Annotated in this window: 17 protein-coding genes and 1 tRNA gene; 5 read left to right on the plus strand and 13 right to left on the minus strand. The window is 63.3% G+C overall.

The window, feature by feature from the left end:
- Position 1 precedes the first annotated feature (1 nt).
- Genes kdpA through KJQ96_RS21430 form a run of 3 tightly spaced genes read right to left on the minus strand, consistent with a single transcriptional unit; the run spans position 2 to position 1,990 of the window.
- Positions 2-1,705, minus strand: a complete 1,704-nt coding sequence (gene kdpA / locus KJQ96_RS21420; RefSeq protein ID WP_213288516.1) for a potassium-transporting ATPase subunit KdpA — start codon at positions 1,703-1,705, stop codon at positions 2-4.
- 22 nt (positions 1,706-1,727) lie between these two features.
- Positions 1,728-1,817: a K(+)-transporting ATPase subunit F gene (locus tag KJQ96_RS21425; protein ID WP_213288517.1), complete on the minus strand. Its 90-nt coding sequence runs from the start codon at positions 1,815-1,817 to the stop codon at positions 1,728-1,730.
- A gap of 11 nt (positions 1,818-1,828) precedes the next feature.
- Complete coding sequence (locus tag KJQ96_RS21430; protein WP_213288518.1) at positions 1,829-1,990, minus strand: hypothetical protein; 162 nt, start codon at positions 1,988-1,990, stop codon at positions 1,829-1,831.
- Positions 1,991-2,294: 304 nt separating this feature from the next.
- Between KJQ96_RS21430 and KJQ96_RS21435 the strand changes: the two genes are divergently transcribed.
- Entirely contained in the window at positions 2,295-2,750 is a 456-nt protein-coding gene (locus KJQ96_RS21435; RefSeq protein WP_213288519.1) for a hypothetical protein, read from the plus strand.
- Between the two features lie 26 nt (positions 2,751-2,776).
- On the opposite strand, the gene fdhF is transcribed toward KJQ96_RS21435, so the two are convergent.
- The 5 genes from fdhF to mobB form a co-directional block, all read right to left on the minus strand.
- On the minus strand, positions 2,777-5,542 hold the full coding sequence (gene fdhF / locus KJQ96_RS21440; protein ID WP_213288520.1) for a formate dehydrogenase subunit alpha: 2,766 nt from the start codon (positions 5,540-5,542) through the stop codon (positions 2,777-2,779).
- Positions 5,539-7,257 (minus strand): NADH-ubiquinone oxidoreductase-F iron-sulfur binding region domain-containing protein, encoded by a 1,719-nt coding sequence (locus KJQ96_RS21445; RefSeq protein WP_213288521.1) that lies wholly within the window; start codon positions 7,255-7,257, stop codon positions 5,539-5,541. Before KJQ96_RS21445 ends, fdhF begins: the two co-directional genes overlap by 4 nt.
- Before the next feature lie 292 nt (positions 7,258-7,549).
- Positions 7,550-7,789, minus strand: a complete 240-nt coding sequence (locus KJQ96_RS21450; protein ID WP_213288541.1) for a sulfurtransferase TusA family protein — start codon at positions 7,787-7,789, stop codon at positions 7,550-7,552.
- Positions 7,790-7,884: 95 nt separating this feature from the next.
- Positions 7,885-9,138: a gephyrin-like molybdotransferase Glp gene (gene glp / locus KJQ96_RS21455; RefSeq protein ID WP_213288522.1), complete on the minus strand. Its 1,254-nt coding sequence runs from the start codon at positions 9,136-9,138 to the stop codon at positions 7,885-7,887.
- 8 nt (positions 9,139-9,146) lie between these two features.
- A complete protein-coding gene (gene mobB, locus KJQ96_RS21460) occupies positions 9,147-9,674 on the minus strand; it encodes a molybdopterin-guanine dinucleotide biosynthesis protein B (protein ID WP_213288523.1) in 528 nt (175 codons plus the stop codon).
- Between the two features lie 194 nt (positions 9,675-9,868).
- Between mobB and KJQ96_RS21465 the strand changes: the two genes are divergently transcribed.
- Together KJQ96_RS21465 and mobA are read left to right on the plus strand one after the other, a co-directional pair.
- Positions 9,869-10,759: a formate dehydrogenase accessory sulfurtransferase FdhD gene (locus KJQ96_RS21465; protein WP_213288524.1), complete on the plus strand. Its 891-nt coding sequence runs from the start codon at positions 9,869-9,871 to the stop codon at positions 10,757-10,759.
- Positions 10,749-11,369 (plus strand): molybdenum cofactor guanylyltransferase MobA, encoded by a 621-nt coding sequence (mobA, locus tag KJQ96_RS21470; protein ID WP_309142447.1) that lies wholly within the window; start codon positions 10,749-10,751, stop codon positions 11,367-11,369. The genes KJQ96_RS21465 and mobA overlap by 11 nt, the downstream gene beginning before the upstream one ends.
- A 153-nt stretch (positions 11,370-11,522) precedes the next feature.
- Here mobA and KJQ96_RS21475 read toward each other — a convergent pair whose 3' ends face one another.
- Genes KJQ96_RS21475 through KJQ96_RS21485 form a run of 3 tightly spaced genes read right to left on the minus strand, consistent with a single transcriptional unit; the run spans position 11,523 to position 15,782 of the window.
- Positions 11,523-12,653, minus strand: coding sequence for an FAD-dependent monooxygenase (locus KJQ96_RS21475; RefSeq protein WP_213288526.1), 1,131 nt, complete (start codon positions 12,651-12,653; stop codon positions 11,523-11,525).
- A gap of 53 nt (positions 12,654-12,706) precedes the next feature.
- Positions 12,707-14,668, minus strand: coding sequence for a molybdopterin biosynthesis protein (locus KJQ96_RS21480; protein ID WP_375293189.1), 1,962 nt, complete (start codon positions 14,666-14,668; stop codon positions 12,707-12,709).
- A gap of 1 nt (position 14,669) precedes the next feature.
- Complete coding sequence (locus KJQ96_RS21485) at positions 14,670-15,782, minus strand: molybdopterin-binding protein (protein WP_213288528.1); 1,113 nt, start codon at positions 15,780-15,782, stop codon at positions 14,670-14,672.
- Between the two features lie 179 nt (positions 15,783-15,961).
- Here KJQ96_RS21485 and KJQ96_RS21490 point away from each other — a divergent pair, with 179 nt between their 5' ends.
- Entirely contained in the window at positions 15,962-17,173 is a 1,212-nt protein-coding gene (locus tag KJQ96_RS21490; protein ID WP_213288529.1) for an ABC transporter substrate-binding protein, read from the plus strand.
- Between the two features lie 166 nt (positions 17,174-17,339).
- Here KJQ96_RS21490 and KJQ96_RS21495 read toward each other — a convergent pair whose 3' ends face one another.
- A complete protein-coding gene (locus tag KJQ96_RS21495) occupies positions 17,340-18,305 on the minus strand; it encodes a TAXI family TRAP transporter solute-binding subunit (protein ID WP_213288530.1) in 966 nt (321 codons plus the stop codon).
- 173 nt (positions 18,306-18,478) lie between these two features.
- On the opposite strand from KJQ96_RS21495, the gene KJQ96_RS21500 reads away from it, so the two are divergent.
- Positions 18,479-18,554, plus strand: a tRNA-Ile gene (locus KJQ96_RS21500).
- 436 nt (positions 18,555-18,990) lie between these two features.
- On the opposite strand, the gene KJQ96_RS21505 is transcribed toward KJQ96_RS21500, so the two are convergent.
- A partial coding sequence (locus tag KJQ96_RS21505; protein ID WP_213288531.1) for an IS630 family transposase occupies positions 18,991-19,781 on the minus strand: 791 nt, incomplete at its 5' end.

A 19,781-nucleotide genomic window follows, 5' to 3' on the forward strand; every position in this document is an offset into this window, starting at 1 on the left:
ATCAGAACAAGGTGTTGGCGTTCATCGCCAGGTGCTCGACGATCGGCCCCAGCGCCAGCGCCGGGAAGAAGGTCAGGCCGCCGATGATCAGGATGACGCCGACGACGAGGCCGACGAACAGGCCGCCGGTGGTCGGCAGCGTGCCGGCCGAGGGCGGGATCGATTTCTTGGCCGCAAGCGACCCCGCCAGCGCCATTGCCGGCACGATCATGAAGAAGCGGCCGACAAACATCGAGCTGGCGAGCGTCAGATTGTAAAAGAAGGTATTGCCGGTCAGGCCGCCGAAGGCCGAGCCGTTATTGCCGGTCGCCGAGGTGAAGGCATAGAGCACCTCGGTAAAGCCATGCGGACCGGCATTGGCCATCGACGCCACCGCCGGAGGGAAGACGACCGCAACGGCCGTCCAGCCCAAAATCATCAGCGGCAGGATCAGGATCGCAAGCATCGCCATTTTGACCTCGCGCGCCTCGATCTTCTTGCCGACAAATTCCGGCGTGCGGCCGACCATCAGGCCGGCGACGAAGATCGCCAGCACGACGAACAACAGCATACCGTAAAGCCCCGCGCCGACGCCGCCGACGATGATTTCGCCGAGTTGGATATTGAGCAGCGGGATCATGCCGCCGAGCGCGGTGAAGGAGTCATGCATGGCATTGACGGCGCCGCAGGAGGCAGCGGTGGTAATGACCGCGAAGAGTGAGGAGGCGACGATGCCGAAGCGGACTTCCTTGCCTTCCATGTTGCCGCCAGAGAAACCCAGCGCGCTCAGCATCGAGGTGCCGTTGGCTTCGGCCCAATAGGTGACGGCGACGCCGGCAAGGAAGAGAACGCCCATTACGCCGAGAATCGCCCACCCCTGCCGCTGGTTGCCAACCATCCGGCCGAACACGTTGGTCAGCGCCGCGCCGAGCGCAAAGATCGAGATCATCTGCACGAAGTTCGATAGCGCGGTGGGGTTTTCAAAGGGATGTGCGGCATTGGCATTGAAGAAGCCGCCGCCATTGGTGCCGAGCATTTTGATAGCGACCTGCGAAGCGACAGGGCCGACCGCGATGGTCTGCTTGCCGCCTTCCAGCGTGGTCGCCTCGACATAGGCGCCGAGCGTCTGCGGTACGCCCTGCCACACCAGGAACAGCGTATAGACGATGCAGATCGGCAGCAGCACGTAAAGCGTGCAGCGCGTGACGTCGACCCAGAAATTGCCGATCGTGCGCATCGAGGAACGGGAGAAGCCGCGGATCAGAGCCACTGCGAGCGCGATGCCGGTCGCGGCCGACAGGAAATTCTGAGGCGTCAGGCTCAGCATCTGCGTCAGGTACGACAGCGTGCTTTCGCCGCCGTAGTTCTGCCAGTTGGTGTTGGTGATGAAGGAAATCGCGGTATTGAAGGACAAATCCTGGGCGACGGCGGATTGTCCCGCCGGGTTGAACGGCAGCAGCGCCTGCAGCCGCATCACGCCGTAAATGATGAGGAAGCCGCCGACATGGAACAGCAACATCGCGACCGTGTAGGTCAGCCAATGCTGCTCGCGTTTCTCGTCAACGCCACCGATCCTGTACAGCCCGACCTCGACCGGTCTCAGGATCGGCGTGAGGGGTGTGCGCTCGCCGCTGAAGACGCGCGTCATGTACCAGCCGAGCGGCTTTACGAGCGCGACCACGATCGCGCAGTACAATAGAACTTGAATCCAGCCGATGACGGTCATGGGATTACCTCTGGATGTGAGATCAGAACCGCTCGGGGCGCAACAGCGTGTAGGTCAGGTAAAACAGCAGACCGAGAGAGACGAGACCAGCGAGCGAGTAGTCGAAGATCATGGCGCTCTCCCTCACAACCGCTCGCAGACATAGGCATAACCAATGCCCGCCACGAAGAGGCCGAGAGCGAGCGCCAGCATCACGATGTCCAGCATGGGATGTTCCTCTGCGACGTGAACCGCGCAGCCAAAGATACGGCTATGCGTTCCGGCCTGAGGTGCCACCGGGCGCATAGGTTTTCGAGACGGGAAGGATGGCGACGTTATAGGAATCTCATAAAACGCATTCCGTCGTCCCTGCGAACGCAGGGACCCATAACCACAGGCGTTAATTATTTCGCGACCTGCTCGTTATCTTTCTTTTCCAAACAACACCGGCCGCGGAGTATGGGTCCCTGCGTTCGCAGGGACGACGGGGATAACTCCATATGAAATCCCTATATTTCCAACCCTCGCCCCCACTCGTTTTCGAATGGCGTTTTCGCCAGTTTGGGAGTGCGGTTGCAGTCGCGGCCGCGCGAATGAACGAGATGACGCCATGTCAATTCTTTTGGAACACCGGACCACCACCGATCTCGGCGATCGGCTTCGCGACGCCACGATCGAATTCCTCTCCGACATCGCCGCAGCATGCCGGCGCTTTCCGTCCACAGCCCACGGCGCAAAGACCGCCCGCATCGAGCAGTTGATCCAATCTCACGCCTGGATCGATGCCGCGCTGGCGCTGATCGATCTGGAATTGCCGCAATGGCGGGTCCGCCGCCTCGCCTACGATGACGGTGAATGGCATTGCGCGTTGTCGCGGCAACGCGAACTGCCGGATTGGCTGGATCAGGCAGTCGAAGGCCGTCACGCCGATCTGGCGCTGGCAATCCTAGGTGCATTCGTGGAAGCGCAGCACATCAGCACGACATCGCGCCGGACCAGCGTCCCGCCCGTGCCGCAGAATGTCAGCCCACTGTACGAGCCAGTTTGCGCCGACAATTTTGCGTGACTTTTGTAGATGGGGTAACGGGCCGCCTACTCCGCCGCCGACTGTAGCGCCAGCTTTTCGGCGCGCACGGCGCAGAATTTGAATTCAGGGATCTTGCCGAACGGATCAAGCGCTGGGTTGGTCAGCAAGTTCGCCGCCGCTTCCGCGTAGCAGAACGGCATGAAAACCATGTTCTCCGGCACGTCGCGGTCGGAGCGCACCTTGACCTCGACCGCGCCGCGGCGGGTTTCCAGCTTGATGAAATCGCCGGGCCAGACGCTGAGCTTGCGCATGTCCTTCGGCGACATGAACGCCACCGCCTCGGGTTCTAGCTGATCGAGCACGGATGCGCGGCGGGTCATCGAGCCGGTGTGCCAGTGCTCGAGCACGCGGCCGGTCGAGAGCACCATCGGATATTCGGCGTCGGGCACCTCGTCCGGCGCGATCACCTTGGCCGGGACGATCTTGCCGCGGCCGCTCGCGGTCGGGAAACCCGTGGTGAAAATGATCTCGTTGCCGGGCTTGTTCGGATCGTCGACCGGATAGGTCACCGCACCCTCGCGCACCAGCCGCTCCCAGGTGATGTTCTTCAGCGACGGCATCACCTGTGTCATCTCGGTGAAGACGTCGGCCGGGCCGTCGTAGTTCCACGGCAGCCCCATGCGCTTGCCGATCTCCTGGATGATCCAGAGATCCTGCCGCGCATCGCCCGGCGGACGGATCACTTCCCGCGCAAGCTGCACGCGGCGGTCGGTATTGGTGAAGGTGCCGCTCTTTTCGGCGAACGCAGACGCCGGCAGGATCACATCGGCATGGAATGCGGTTTCCGTGACGAAGAGATCCTGCACCACCAGATGATCGAGCTTGGCCAGCGCCTCGCGCGCATGCTGCAGGTCGGGATCCGACATCGCGGGGTTTTCGCCCTCGATATACATGCCGTTGATCTCGCCGGCATGGATCGCATCCATGATCTCGACGACGGTGAGGCCGCGCACAGGGTCGAGGTCCTGATGCCAGAGCTTCTCGAAAGGCTCGCGCAGGTCGGTGCGTCCGACCGGCTGGTAGTCCGGCAGGAACATCGGGATCAGGCCGGCGTCGGAGGCGCCCTGCACGTTGTTCTGGCCGCGCAGCGGATGCAGGCCGGTGCCGGGACGGCCGACCTGGCCTGTCGTCAGCGCCAGCGCGATCAGGCAGCGCGCATTGTCGGTGCCATGAATGTGCTGGCTGATGCCCATGCCCCAGAAGATGATCGAGGCCTGCGAGCGCGCGTATGTTCGCGCCACTTCCTTGAGCGTCTCGGCAGGGATACCGCAGATCGCTTCCATCTTCTCCGGCGGGAATTCCTTGATACGCTCGGCGAGCTCGTCAAAGCCTTCGGTATAGCCCGCGATATATTGCTGATCGGTCAGCCCTTCGGTGATGATGGTGTGGAGCATCGCGTTCAACATCGCGACGTCGCTGCCGGGCTTGAAGGCGAGATGCTTCCAGGCGTGGCGCGACAGCGACTGCGTGCGCGGATCCATCACGATCAGCTTGGCACCACGCTTGGCTGCGTTCTTGAGGTAGGTGGCGGCGACCGGATGGTTCACGGCCGGATTGGCGCCGATCACGATGATGACTTCGGCATCCATGGCAGCGGCAAACGGCGCGGACACAGCACCGGAATTCAACCCTTCCATCAGCGCCGCGACCGACGAGGCGTGACAGAGCCGCGTGCAATGGTCGACATTGTTGGAGCCGAAGCCGGTGCGCACCAGTTTTTGGAACAGATACGCCTCTTCATTGGAGCCCTTGGCCGAGCCGAAGCCGGCCAGCGCCTTGACGCCCTTCTCGTCGCGAATTTTCACGAGGCCTTTTGCGGCGATATCCAGCGCCTCTTCCCACGAAGCTTCGCGGAAATGCGTGAACGGATTGGCCGGATCGACCTGGTCGTTGGCATCCTTCTTCGCATTGGGCAGCCGCACCAGCGGCTTTGTCAGCCGATGCGGGTGATGGATGTAATCAAAACCAAAACGACCCTTGACGCAGAGCCGGTTGTGGTTGGCCGGGCCGTCGCGGCCCTCGGCGTAGATGACCTTCTCGTCCTTGACCTGATAGGTGACCTGGCAGCCGACGCCGCAGAACGGGCACAGCGAATCGACTTGTCTGTCAGCGTAAGTGACGCGGGTCTGGTTCTCGTCCAGCATCACCGACGGCATCAAGGCGCCGGTCGGGCAGGCCTGCACGCACTCGCCGCAGGCGACGCAGGTCGATTCACCCATGGGGTCGTCGAAGTCGAACACGATCTTGGCGCCGGCATTGCGATAGGCCATGCCGATGACGTCGTTGACCTGAACCTCGCGGCAGGCGCGCACGCATAGGCCGCACTGAATGCAGGCATCGAGATTGACGCTCATCGCGGGATGGCTGGTATCGCCCTGCCACCGCTCGGCCGCCGGGAAACGGCTCTCGGTCACCTCGACCTTTTCGGCCCAGTGCCAGAATTTCGAATCGGGATCGTGCGAGGTCTCGCGCGCGGGCTGGTCGGCGACCAGCAATTCCATCACCATCTTTTGCGCCGCGACGGCGCGGGCGCTTTCGGTCTTCACCTTCATGCCGACGCTCGGCGTGCGCTTGCAGGACGCGGCCAGCACGCGCTCGCCCTCGATCTCGACCATGCAGGCGCGGCAATTGCCGTCAGGCCGGTAGTCCGGCTCCGGCGAATAACAGAGATGCGGGATTTCCTTCTGGTGGCGTTTTGCCACCTGCCAGATGGTCTCGCCCGCGCTGGCCTCGACCTGTTGGCCGTCGAGTTCGAACTTGATCTTGGTCATTCCGCGGCCTCTTTCGGCACGAATTCTTCCGGAAAATATTTAATCACTGACGTCAGCGGATTCGACGCGGCTTGTCCAAGCCCGCAGATCGAGGCGTCGCGCATCGCCTGGCTCAATTGGTCCAGCAATTCGCGGTCCCAGACCGGCCGCTGCATCAAAAGCGCCGCCTTCTGGGTTCCAACACGGCACGGCGTGCACTGGCCGCAGCTTTCATCCTCGAAGAATTTCATCAGGTTCAACGCCGCGCCCTTCACACTGTCTTGCTCGGACAGGATGACAACAGCGGCGGAGCCGATGAAGCAGCCGTATTTTTCCAGTGTGCCGAAATCGAGCGGAATGTTATCCATCGACGCCGGCAGGATGCCGCCCGACGCGCCGCCCGGCAGATAGGCGTGGAAGGTGTGGCCGTCGGCCATGCCGCCGCAGAACTCGTCGATCAGTTCGCGCACGGTGACGCCGGCCGGCGCCAGCTTCATGCCGGGATTTTTCACGCGGCCCGAGACCGAGTAGCTGCGCAGGCCGTGACGGTCGTTGCGGCCGTGGCTCTTCCACCAGTCGGCGCCCTTCTCGACAATGTCGCGCACCCACCACAGCGTCTCGATATTGTTGATCAGCGTCGGCAGGCCGAACAGGCCGACCTGGAACGGATAAGGCGGCTTGTGCCTGGGCAGACCACGCTTGCCCTCGATCGATTCGAGCAGCGAGGACTCCTCGCCGCAAATGTAGGCGCCCGCGCCGCGACGCATATGCAGCACGGGACCGCCCGGCGGCAATTTTGCGATTTCACGGGTGAGGATTTCGCGCGACGCCGGATATTCGTCGCGCAGATAGATATAGACGTCGGTCGCTTCAACGACATGCGCGCCGATCAGCATGCCCTCGATGAAGCGATGCGGATCGGTTTCGAGATAGAAGCGGTCCTTGAACGTGCCGGGTTCGCCCTCGTCTCCGTTGATCGCCATCAGCCGCGGGCCGGGCTCACCCAGCACCGCGCGCCATTTGCGCCCGGTCGGAAAGCCCGCGCCGCCGAGCCCGCGCAGCGAAGCGTCGTCGAGCGCCTTCAGCAGGTCTTCTTTCGTCATCGCGCCGGAGCGCAGGCGATTGAGCAGCTTGTAGCCGCCGCCTGCGACATAGACGTCATATTCTGTATATTTGGGCAGATGTGCGTGGGTGTCGCCGGCCTTGGCGGCGGCGAGCACATTCGTAACCGTGGCATGATCGACAAAGTGATGGCCGACTTCGGCGGCGGGCGCGGTGTCGCAGCGGCCAACGCAGGGCGCGCGCACCACGCGGATGCCGGGGCCGGCACTGTCCTGCAGTTCGTGCAACAGCTTCTCCGCGCCCATCATGGCGCAGGTCAGCGAATCGCAGACCCGGATGGTCAGCGGCGCGATATCGGGCGCGCCCTCCTTCACCACGTCGAAATGCGCGTAGAAGGTCGCGGTCTCGAACACTTCGGCAAACGACAGCTTCATCTCGTCGGCAAGCGCCGCCAGATGCGCCGCCGAGATCTGGTGATACTTGTCCTGGATCAGGTGCAGATGCTCGATCAGCAGGTCGCGGCGCCGCGACCGATCGCCGAGCAGGAGCTCGATCTCATGGGCGGCGGTGGGGTCGACCTGGCGGCCCTTCGGCGTTGCCTTGGCCCGCTTCCGTCCCGCGCCCGGATGATCGAACGAGCGGACTTTTTGTAGGTCGTGTACGTCGTGATCCATCGAAACGTCTCGTTCCTGCCAGTCTGCCAGCCAACTCTAGTTCAGTGGCATGCCAGATGCCAAGAGATTTATCAGATATTTAGGGCAACACAGGCCGCGAGCTTTCGATCCTGTCCGCGCCCGGAACAACCACGTTTGCTTTGCCTGATCACTGGATGAGAACGCGAATTTGGTCGGGAGATCAATAAAGCCGTCTCATGCTGCGATTGCGAATGCGCATTGATTTTAGTTTGCGATTGATCGATCTGGATTCAAAATGAACGGAAAGGCGGACTGCATCAAACGGGCCCGCTCAGTTCCCGGAGGCGGCTGCTTTCTCGATCAGGAAAACAATACGGCTTTCCGCGCGCTCGGCTATCTCGACCTTATCCCCGGTTTCACGGATCAAATTAGGGATGTCGATCACCGAGAGCGGATCGGTGCAGTGAACTTCCAGGAAATCGCCCGGAGTGATCGACTTCAACGCCTTGCGCGTCTTCAGCGCCGGCAACGGGCATTTGAGACCGGTGAGATCGAGTTTTGTCGTGTTCATGCGAGCGAACATGGCGAAGCCGGGACGCAGCGTCAACAAAGCGTTTTCGAGCGAAGTGGGATCCGGTTCGGGAAAGCACGCGCCAGCAAAGAGTCTCACATCACGCTTGCGTAGGACAGAAACCCGACCGTCTGGCCGGGCTCGACCAGCGTGACCTGTTCGCCGAGTTCAACCAGGCCGTCGGTGTCGACCAGCGAGGACAACAGGCCTGCACCCTCGCGTGGAAATTTCACCGCTTCCAGCGCGCCGTCCGCAGCCTTGCGCAGAGTGACGCGGACATATTCGCGGCGGGCGATCTTCTTCTTGTAGGTGAAAGCAGCGCGCACCGGCATCGGCAATGGTTTTTCCTGCATCGCGCCCGAAAGCGCGAGGATCGTCGGCCGCACCACGTGGACGAAAGTGACAAAACTGGCCACCGGATTGCCCGGCAATCCGATGAAAGGCGTGCCGTCGATGATGCCCATCGCGACGGGGCGTCCCGGCTTGATTGCCATCCGCCACAGCACCAGCCTGCCCACGCTTTCGACGCTCGCCTTGACGTGGTCCTCCTCGCCGGTCGAAACGCCGCCCGTCGTGAGGATCAAATCATGACCGCTGGCGACCTCCTGCAGCGCGCGGGCTAGCGAGGCGCGATCATCCCTAATAATACCGAGATCGCTGACCTCGCAGCCGAGCCGCGACAACATCGCCATCAGCATGAAACGGTTGGAATCGAACAATTGCACTGCGGTGCGCGCTTCGCCCGGCGAAGCCAGTTCGTTGCCGGTGGAAAACACGGCGACGCGAATGCGCCTTGTGACATCGAGTTGTGTCAGGCCAAAGGCTGCGGCGAGCGCAACGTCCTGCGGCCGCAGCCGCTGGCCGGCCTGCAGCGCCGCAAAACCTGAAGCGATGTCTTCGCCCGCGGGGCGTACATTGGCGCCCGGCTTGAGGCCTGCAGGAAGCACGACCTTGTCGCCCTCGACGCGGACGTCTTCCTGCATGAAAACGGTATCTGCGCCTTCCGGCATCGGCGCACCGGTGAAGATGCGCATTGCCTGCCCCGGCTTGAGCGGCACAGATGAGGAACTGCCCGCCTGAACGCGGCCGGTAACTGGAAACGTTTGCTCTTCCTGCTGCGGGAGATCGCGGCTCGCAACCGCATAGCCGTCGACGGCGGAATTGGTGAAGGGCGGCAGCGGCAGCGGCGCCAGGATCTCGTGCGCCAGAATGCGGCCATCGGCGCGGGCGAGCGTAACCGTCTCGATATCCACGACTGGCGTCACACGCGTGGCAATGAGACCGACGGCCTCATCGACCGACATCATCGGGCCGCCGAAGGCAAAGCAATCGTCGGACAATTGCGCCATGTGCCTGATCAGCCCTCAGCTTCGCATTTCGCCAGCACGTCTTCGAGCGATATCGCAGACCGCAACATCATCGCCGCCACCGCCTCGATATCGTCGAGATGGGCAGTTGGCAACTTGGTTTCAACCGCCGTGTCGGTCGCGATTCCCACGATGCCGGGATCGTCGGGGAACAGCAGCGGTTTTTCATTCGCGGCGCGATAGACCTCGATCTTGCGGTGCGGCTCGCGCTTGAAACCCTCGACGACGACGAGATCGACCGGCGACATCTTGGCCAGCAGTTCCGGCAGACGCGGCTCACGCGCCCCACGCAGCTCATGCATCAAGGCCCAGCGCCGCCCCGACGACACCAGAACTTCGGCCGCGCCGGCCTCGCGATGCCGCCAGGAATCCTTGCCGGGTACGTCGACGTCGAAGGCGTGATGGGCGTGCTTGATCACGGACACGCGCAGGCCCTGTTTTGCGAACTGCGGGATCACCCGCGTCAGCAAGGTGGTCTTGCCGGCGCCGCTCCATCCCGCGAGGCCTATCACTTTCATTGCGTTCTCCGAGCCTGCGTTTCCTTGCAGGATCGTCATGCCCGGGCTTGACCCGGGCATCCACGTCTTGACGCTATCGCAGCAAGATTAGGCGTGGATGGCCGGGACAATCCGGGACATGACGGGTAGATCGTGACTTGTTAACTCCGGTCCTTATATCAGCCCGGAGACAAAGTCATGCTAACCTGCGTCCCATGATGAAGATTGAAAAACTACCCGCCCCCCTGATCGTGCCGAATCCCGAGGATCCGCGGCTGACCGAGCGCGTCGCCGGGACCGATCAGACGGGCGCGACGGTCGAAATCCGGGTGCCGATGGAGCGGCCGCTGACGCTGTACCTGAACGCGCAGGAGATCGTCACCATGATGACGATCGGCGACTATCCGGAATATCTGGCGCTCGGCTATCTCCTGAACCAGAACATGCTGAAATATGACGACGTCGTCACCGAGGTTGAGTATCACGATGACCTTCAGGTCGTGGTGGTGCGCACCGAGCATCACACCAATTTCGAAGCCAAACTGAAGAAACGCACACAGACGTCCGGCTGTGCCCAGGGCACCGCGTTCGGCGACCTGCTTGAAGCGGTGGAAAGCGTGGCGTTGCCCAAAGCCGAGTTGCGCACGTCGTGGCTCTACCAGATGACGCGCACGATCAACACCATGCCCTCGCTCTATCTGGAGGCCGGCGCAATCCATGGCTGCGTACTGTGCAAGGAAGGCACGCCCGTCTGCTACACCGAGGACGTCGGCCGTCATAACGCCGTCGACAAGATTGCCGGCTGGATCTATCGCCACGGCGTCGATCCCGCCGACAAGATCCTCTACACCACGGGCCGGCTCACCTCGGAGATGGTGATCAAGACGGTGCGGATGGGCATTCCCATCCTGGTCTCGCGGTCCGGCTTCACCGCATGGGGCGTCGAACTGGCGCGGCAGGTCGGACTAACGCTGGTTGGCCGTACGCGCGGCAAGCGCTTCATTGCGCTGTCAGGACAGGAGCGGATCGTGTTCGACCAGGACCTCGACTTTGTCGAGGAAGAATCCGCGCGGCACAAGCGCAAGGGCGAAGAGCGTGACGAGTAAAATTCCGGGCGTCCTCCTCGCCGGCGGATTGGCGCGGCGAATGGGTGGCGGCGACAAGCCGATGCGCACGATCGGTGGCCGCACCATTCTCGACCGCGTGATCGCGCGCCTTGCGCCACAATGCGACGGCCTGATTCTCAACGCCAATGGTGACCCAGCGCGTTTCGCAGCGTTCGGCCTTCCCGTCATTGCCGACAGCGTCGCTGATTTTCCTGGCCCGCTCGCCGGGATTCTGGCCGCACTCGACTGGGCTGCGGTCAACCGGCCTGACGTGGAGTTTGTATTGAGCGCCGCGGCCGACTGCCCATTCCTGCCGCGCGATCTGGTCTCCAGGCTGTATGACGCGGTGGAAGCGGAGAATGCCGAGTTGGCCGTTGCCGCCTCCGATGGCCAGTCGCATCCGGTGATCGGATTATGGAGCGTCGGCTTGCGCGAACAACTTCGCCACGCGCTGGTCGTCGAGGACATCAGGAAGATCGATCGCTGGACCGCGCGCTACAGGCTCGCCACGGCGACATGGCCGGTCACACCGCTCGATCCGTTCTTCAATGCCAATACCATGGACGACATCGCGGAAGCAGAACGGCTGGCGGCGCTGGATGGCGGATGACCCCTCTTCGTCGTCCCGGCCAAGCGAAGCGCGAGCCGGGACCTATAACCACAGGCTTCTCCATTTGGAGAACGCTGGGGCCACCTGTTGACGTAACAATTTTGAGCGGTGGTTATGGGTCCCGGCGTTCGCCGGGACGACTCAGAGAAGCCGTTACGCCGCCAGCGGCACGGTCCAGGCGTCGTAGCCGTACACCCAGTCGGTGTCGGTCCTGCCGCTGAGCCAGGTATTCGCGCGCGAGGTCTGCTGGACGCGCTCCGTACGCTCCTTGCGCGTGGCCTCAAACCGGCGGAATGCGTTGGCAACGCCTTCCCTCTCGACGCCCTCGAGGCAACGCGACAGCACGGCGGCGTCCTCGATCCCCATCGCTGCGCCCTGCGCCATGTAGGGCGTCATCGGATGGCAGGCATCGCCGAGCAGCGTCACGTTGCGATCCGCCCATCGCTCCAGCGAATTGCGATCGACGATCGCCCACTTGTGCACGTCGGGGCACGCGGCCAGCACCTGCTCGACCTGGCGGTGGAAGCCGGCGAACGCCTTGCGCAATTCCCTGACATCGCCTTTCGCCGACCATGACTCGATCCGGAAATCCGGCTCCGGCTGGCTGGTGACGAGATAGATCTCACTGCGGTCCGGCTTGACGTAATAGATGACGATGTGACGGTCCTCGCCCCACCATTTGGTGCAGTCGTCGATTGTCTCGCCGCCGAGCAGCGCGGCGGGATAGGTGGTGCGGTAGGCGATCCGCCCGGTGAAGTTCACCGGTGAAGTGCCGAACAGGATATCTCGCACGACCGAATGAACGCCGTCGGCGCCGATCACAGCGTCGGCGGTAACGCTTGAGCCATTGGCAAAGGCGAGCCGAACGCCCTCGCCGGTTTCCTCGAGTCCAACCAGTCTGTGGTTGAGGCTGATGCAGGCATCGGGGACCGCGCTGGCCAGCGCCGCATGCAGATCGCCGCGATGCGCCAAAAGATAGGGCGCGCCGAATTTCTGTTCGGCGCTCTCGCCGAAGATCATGTCGAACTTGATGTCGCCGGTGCGCCAGTCGCGGTTATTCCAGGAACGCGGATAGAAGGATTGCGCGCGCAGTCGCGCCTCCAGCCCGAGGGCGCGCAACACCTTCATTGCATTGCAGCCAATCTGGATGCCGGCCCCGATCCGCGCGAATTGCGTGGCCTGTTCATAGATGGTGACGTCAATACCTACTCGCCGCAGTGCCGCGGCGGTTGCGAGCCCACCCATGCCGGCGCCGACGATCGCAATCGATAGCGGTCTTGCCATTCCCATCCCTGCCCGAGCCGCTTCTGTTGACGGCTTCCTGAACTCCGAAGGCTTCAGGCCAGCCCGAAACCCGCCTGCTCGAGCGCGGCACGTCCCTCGTCCGAGGCCAGCGCGTCGAGAAAGGCCTGCACTGCCGGCCGTTGCTTGCGCGCCGTCGCCAGCGCAAAGTCATAATGCTCCTCGGCAAAGGGAATGAAACCCAGGTTTGACGCATGCGCGACCGGCGCAATGGTCATGCCCCAATCGGCACGGTGCTGCGCGACGGCCGCGGCCACCGCATTGTGCGAGCGCGGCTGATTCCAGTAGCCGTCCGGGCGCGCACCGCCGAGCAGCCGGTCGACCAGGATGCGCGTGCCGGCGCCCTGGTTGCGATTGACCATGATGCAGGCGGGATCGGCCAGCGCAGCGCGCACCACATCCTCCGCGCTCAGGCCTTCGAAGCGCCGATCGTCCTTGCGGAATACGATGCCCTGCATGCGACGCCATCCCGGCACCAGCTCGAGCCCGTCGCTGAGATACGGCGTGTTGTAGGTCTCGGTCTTCTCGTCGAACAAATGGATCGGCGCAAGATCGCACTCGCCGCGCTTGGCGGCCGAGAGCCCACCGAGGCTTCCGACGGCGATCGAGCGTACAGTGAGCCCGGCATGCGCCAGCGGCGCCGTAACGAGATCGAGCCCGGTGCAGTGGCTGCCGACGATGACGAGATCGGGCACCCGCACATGCGGCGTGAACAGCGTCACCTCGGCCTCGCTGCCCGCCGGCATCTGGTCCGCCAGCGCATCGATGCGCAGAAAGCCGTCGGCCTGAGCAAAGGAGGTGATGGCGCCGGAGCCCTTGTCTGTAGGATACGCGATCAGCCCATCCGCGCCTTCAACCAGCGACACCATGACGAATTCGGCGCGGCCGAGTTCGGACGCGATCCGCACGGGAACGCGCGCGGCCACCTTGGCGTCCGAGCGCGGCGGCAGGCCGGCCATCCGCCGCAGCACCGGCACGATCATGTCGTGGAAGGTGAACATCGCCGAAGTCGGAAATCCCGGCAGGATGATCACGGGCTTGCCGGCGCATACCGCAAGGCACAGCGGCTTGCCGGGCTTCAGCGCCACGCCATGGGCGATGACGCCGGGCTTGCCGAGCCGGCCGATGATGCGGTGGGACACGTCGCCCGCGCCCTTGGACGTGCCGCCTGACAGCACCAGCATGTCGCTGCTCGCGAGCGCCTCGCGCATCGCGGATTCGAGTTGCGCCTCATCATCGGCGATGGCGCCGAGAAACTTAGCCTCGCCGCCATTCTCCGTGATCGCCGCCGTGACGATCGCGCCATTGGTATCGTAGATCGCGGCCGGCCGGAGGGAATGGCCGGGCTGCACCAGTTCATCGCCGGTGGAAATGATCGCAACGCGTGGCCGCCGCGCGACGGTCACCTCGGCGATGCCGCAGGCGGCCAGCATCCCGATCTCGCGCGAACCGATGACGGTGCCGGCGCGCAGCAGCGCCTCGCCACGGGCGATATCGGAGCCGGCATAGGATACGAATTGCCCAGGCGAAGCGGCGCGGCGGATGTCGATCGCACGATGTCCCGCCGGCTCGGTATGCTCGACCATGACGATGGCGTCCGCCCCGCGCGGCACCGGACCGCCGGTCGCGATCGGCGTGGCTGTTCCCGACAGGACCGGCCGCGTCGGGGCGGTACCGCACGCGATCACTTCGTCGTTCAGCATCACGCGTACCGGTGAAGCTTCGCCGGCCGAAACGAGGTCGGCGGAACGCACCGCAAAGCCATCGACATTGGAGCGATCGAACGGCGGCACATCGATCGGCGCCACGACGTCCTCGGCGAGCGCGCACCCGAGCGCGTCCGCAAGCGAGCGTTGCTCGCTCGCGACCGCACGCGGAAACAGCGCGGCTTCAAACCGCGCCAGCGCATCCTCACGCGACAGGATAGTCAGGAATTGATCCTGATCGATAGTGTCGCGGCCTTCCGGCGAGGGCGTATTCGTCATTCCCGAACCCATATCACTCCCGCAGCATATAGGCATCGACCGGAGTGCCCGCCGCAAATCCTTCCGAGCCGGCGGGCACCGCGAGCCAGGCCTCGGCGCGCGCAATCGCATCGAGCGACAATTCGCCCACCGCCAGCGGGACCCAGGCATCCTGCTCTCGTTCCAGCAGCACGATCTCGGCAATGCCGACGCTTGAAGCAATCTTGCGCACCAGTGGCAGATTGAGCGTGTTGCGCCGCCGGCGGCCCGATAAGCGATCGAGCGCGGGAAGCGCCAGCGTCCACCATGCCGCCAAGGCCTGGTCGGGCGCGCCTGGCAACACCACGACCGGCGTCTTGCCCGCACGACCAACGGCCGAAGTGCGGCCTGGTTGCAGGGCAATGCCATGTGCGAGAATCTTCCCGCGCGCGCCCAATGCCATCACCGCGGTGTCGGTGCGGCCGACTCCGGAGCCGCCGACGATCAGCAGCAGATCGCACGCACCGTCATCGATCGCCGCGATAATCGATGCGGCATCGCGACCTGCAGCCGCGACCAAGAGAACCTCACCGCCCGCGGCCCGCGCGCTCTCGGCGACCAGATCCGCGGTTACTGTGCCGCCGGGAATATTGACGATGCGCAGGTGTGGGCGGCGCACGCTCAATCGCGCCATTCCTGCGGCGCGGGCGATCATGAGATGGCGCGGCAGCACGCGCCGGCCGGCTTCAACGAGACGGCTGCCCGCTGCGATATCGCTGCCGGCCCGGCGCACGCCCTGCCCCGGGATCGCCTCCGCCAGCACCTGCACGAGCGGACCGGACATCTCGACGGAATCGGAATCCAGCACGCAGTCGCAGTTGTCAGGAATGATCTCGCCGGCCTCGACCCACACCGGCGCCGCCGTTAATGGCAGCGGCGAATAGGAGGATGCGCCGACAAGGTCGCGCGCGCGGAATGCATAGCCGTCCGCGGCAGCGATATCGCGCGGCGGGCGGGCATCGAGCCCCGGCATATCAGCGGCAATACAGCGCAGCGCTTCCGCCAATGCCAGTTCCATAGGCGCGACCGGATCCACGCCCTCCAGCAACGCGGCGAGCGCCACATCGAGCGGCGTTAGCGAAGTCGGCAAGCGCTGGTTCGAGGTCATTGGAGCCGCCTATGCCCTGAATCGGGCGGAAAATAAATAGAACCGGATCTGGCGCGTGGCGTAGCCCATCCGACCTACGTTGACGTCGGAGCAAAATAGTTGCAAATGAGACCAATTGGTGGAGCCAACCGCCTGATAACACCAACGGCCAATGTGCTGATTCCTAGGGAGAAGACAGGATGTTCGCCAGGAAACTATCCAGGCTTGCCGTGCTCATGGCCGCGCTGCTGGCATCGACCGCGGCGCTGGCTCAAATCTCGGACGACGTCGTCAAGCTCGGCGTTCTCACCGACATGAATGGCCCGGCGGCCACGGCGACCGGCCAGGGCTCGGTCACTGCCGCGCAGATGGCGATCGACGATTTCGGCGGCAAGGTGCTGGGCAAGCCGATCAGCATCATCGTCGGCGACCACCAGTTGAAGCCGGATATCGGCGGCGGCATCGCGCGGCGCTGGTATGACGTGGATCAGGTCGACGTGATCCTCGACGTTCCGGTTTCCGCGGTCGGGCTTGCGGTGCAAAACATCACCAACGAAAAGAAGAAGCTGTTGATCGTGCACTCGACCGGCACCGCAGACTTCCACGGCAAGTTCTGTTCGCCCCATGCGATACAATGGGTGTTCGATACCCGCGCACTGGCGGTCGGCACCGCGCAGGCGGTGGTGAAGCGCGGCGGCGATAGCTGGTTCTTCATCACCGACGACTACGCGTTCGGTCACTCGCTGGAGCGCGACGCTTCCACCGTCGTCACGGCCAACGGCGGCAAGGTGCTGGGCTCGGTGCGCCCGCCGCTTGCCACGCCTGATCTGTCATCCTTCGTGCTGCAGGCCCAGGCCTCAAAAGCCAAGATCATCGGCATTGCTGCCGGTCCTCCGAACAACATGAACGAGATCAAGACCGGCGCGGAGTTCGGCGTGTTCAAGGGCGGCCAGCAGATGGCCGCGCTGCTCGCGTTGATCACCGACATCCATTCGCTTGGGTTGCCGGCAGCGCAGGGGCTGTTGCTGACGACGTCGTTCTATTGGGACATGGACGACAAGACCCGCGAATGGTCGAAGCGCTACTTCGCGAAGATGAACCGGATGCCGACGATGTGGCAGGCCGGCGTCTATTCATCGGTCATGAGCTATCTCAACGCCATCAAGGAAGCCGGCACCGACGAGCCGCTGAAGGTAGCGGCGAAGATGCGCGAAAAGCCGATCGAGGATTTCTTCTCTCGCAACGGCAAACTGCGCGAGGACAATCTGATGGTGCACGACCTGTGGCTGGTGCAGGTCAAGAAGCCGGAGGAATCGAAATATCCGTGGGACTACTATCAGATCCTCGCCAAGATTCCCGGCGATGAAGCGTTCGGTCCGCCCGATCCGGCGTGCGCGATGGCGAAGAAGTGATCTTCCGTCGTCCGGGACAAGTGAACGCAGCGAACGCGATCCGGGACCCATAACCACAGGCGAGTGTGTTGTTACGAAAATTGGAGCCGCTACTCGACGTAGCAACAGACAGCGGTGGTTATGGGTCCCTGCTTTCGCAGGGACGACGAGCGGAAAGAGGCGCGCCCTACTTCGCTATCCCCACTTCCCTGAAATACTTCATCACGCCGGCATGAATCAGTCCCGCGTTCGGCGCCGCCGCAACCGTATTCGCGGCCGTGGTCTCACAGGCCTGCGGCAGCTTCTTGCACAGTGCGGCCTCCTGCCCATGCAGCGTGCGCGCCAACCGGTAGGCGACGTCGTCGGGCATGCTTTCACGCGCCAGCACAAAGCTCCAGGAGCCTATGGAATCGATCGCGGTCGGCTGGTTCGGATAACTGTTGGCGGGCACGGTCAACGGTTTAAGGAACGTGTGCTTGGCGCGGACGCGCGCGATCTCGCTGGCGTCGGGTGCGATAAATCGGGCGCCGCCGGGAGCTTGCACCATCGCGACAAAACCGGGCCAGCCGACGCCCGCGCCCCACAGCGCGGCGGCGCGGCCGTCCTGGACCATGGCGGGGCCATCGCCGGCGCGGTCGAGATAGATCGACTTGAAGTCCTCATCCTGCTTCAGCCCGATGCCGTCGAGGATATAGCGCGACAGGATCGGCAGGCCCGAGCCCTTGGCGCCGAACGCAACCGGCTGGCCGACCAGATCCCTGATCGTCTTGTAGGGACTGTCCGCCCGCACCACGAACATGCCGGGGCTGGAATACATCGCGGTCAGGATTTTCAGCTTCGTCGCCGGCCGGCCGATGCCCATGAAGGCTTCGTAGGCGGGCTCCCCCGCCACCAGCGCGATATCGAGCTGGCCGGCTTCCAGCAGCGGGATGTTTTCGTTGGAGCCCTTGGTGTTGCGCGGCTCGATCGACAGCGCCGGATCGGCGGCATTCATCACCTCCGCGAATGCAGTGCCGTAGACCGGAAAGCCGCCACCCGGCGTCGCGGTTCCCAGGCTGATCGTGGTTTTGGTAATGGCCTTGCCTCCCTCCTGTGCTGCGGCGGCGCCGACCAACAGGAGCAGGCCGGCCCAGGCGATCCCAGCGAGTTTCATTGTTGGCCTCAAACGTTCGGTGACGATGATGCACGGAAGGTTGTAGGCAAGCCCGAGCGCTCGCGAAAGCGCGTTTTCGGCCCGGAAGGTCGGCATTGCCGTATCGCTGTCATGCCTGTAAACGATGGCGGCACCGTTGCCGGCCGCCTTCTCCCCGCGGCCGCTCCGCGGCGGGGCCTGTAGCTCAATGGTTAGAGCCGGCCGCTCATAACGGTCTGGTTGCAGGTTCGAGTCCTGCCGGGCCCACCAGACATTACAGGAGCTTACGACGTTCCTGAAGGTTGATAATTTGGCACCGCCTCAGTTACCGCCACAGAATTGATTGCCGTTTTGTTCGCGTGATGGTCTCACGAAAGAAGGTTTGAACCAGGCCAGAGACATCTCACACAATCATCCGATCAATCCGCACCACATTTGCGCGCGGACATGATGAACTAAGATCGATGACCTGCGTTTCCATGACCTTCGCCACGAAGGCAACGGTCGGCTGTTTGAGGCTGGACGTTCCTAAAATAGGTAGCTCTAGTCACCGGACACAAAGATTGGCGAATGTTGCAGCGATAGACCTATTGCCAGCCGGAGGACCTCACAAACTGCGGAAGGCCTCTGCCACCAATGGAAGAATTCAAGGGCTATGCGTCGCTCTCGCGGTATCTAGATTAGCGTTTTCTTGGTTCGAATCATATCAGGCGGCGTCGGCGAGTTTGTAGGACCACCTGTGGATGACCGGATGGCGATTGACGTCGTCGATACCGGCCATGATGCGCTCCTTGAGTTCGTGTTTTGAGGTCACCCGGATATGGCGCAGGACTGAACGGGCGAACTTGGAGAAGAATCCTTCGATGAGATTGAGCCACGAGCCGTGCTTGGGAGTGAAGGCGAGCTCGAAGCGTCCCACCGGTCGAGTGGCGAGCCAGGCTCTGGTTTCTCGCGAGATGTGCGCGGAATGATTGTCGAGGATCAATTTGATCGCAGTGTTCGGCGGATAGGCGGCATCGATAAGCCTGAGGAGTTCGATGAACTCTCGACTGCGGTGACGATCTTTGACAAGGGCGTGGACCTTGCCGGTGAGCAGATCGATCCCAGCCAACAGGCTGAGCGTGCCATGGCGTTTGTATTCATGGTCGCGCGCAAAGCTGGCGTGGATGCCAGGCTTGGGCGGCAAATCTGGCGCCGTCGTTGCGATGGCCTGGATTCCCGGCTTCTCGTCGCAGGAGACGATCGTCACCGGCTTTCCCCGCCTCCTTCCTTTGGCAGAGGCTTTCTTCAGGATTTCGACTTCACGATAGACGCCCAGCACCTCCGCCATCTTCTGTTCGAACTCGGTGTCGCGATTTTCAAGATAGTAGCGCACTTTGTGCGGCTTGATTTCCTCCCGGCCGAGGATCTTGCACACCGTTCCCTGGACCAAATTGGCCAAACACGCATGCCCCGCCGCCGGCCCGTGTTCACGCGCATGGCGCGCCAAGAGCCGCG

The sequence above is a fragment of the Bradyrhizobium sp. sGM-13 genome, from assembly GCF_018398875.1.
Taxonomy (GTDB): Bacteria; Pseudomonadota; Alphaproteobacteria; order Rhizobiales; family Xanthobacteraceae; genus Bradyrhizobium.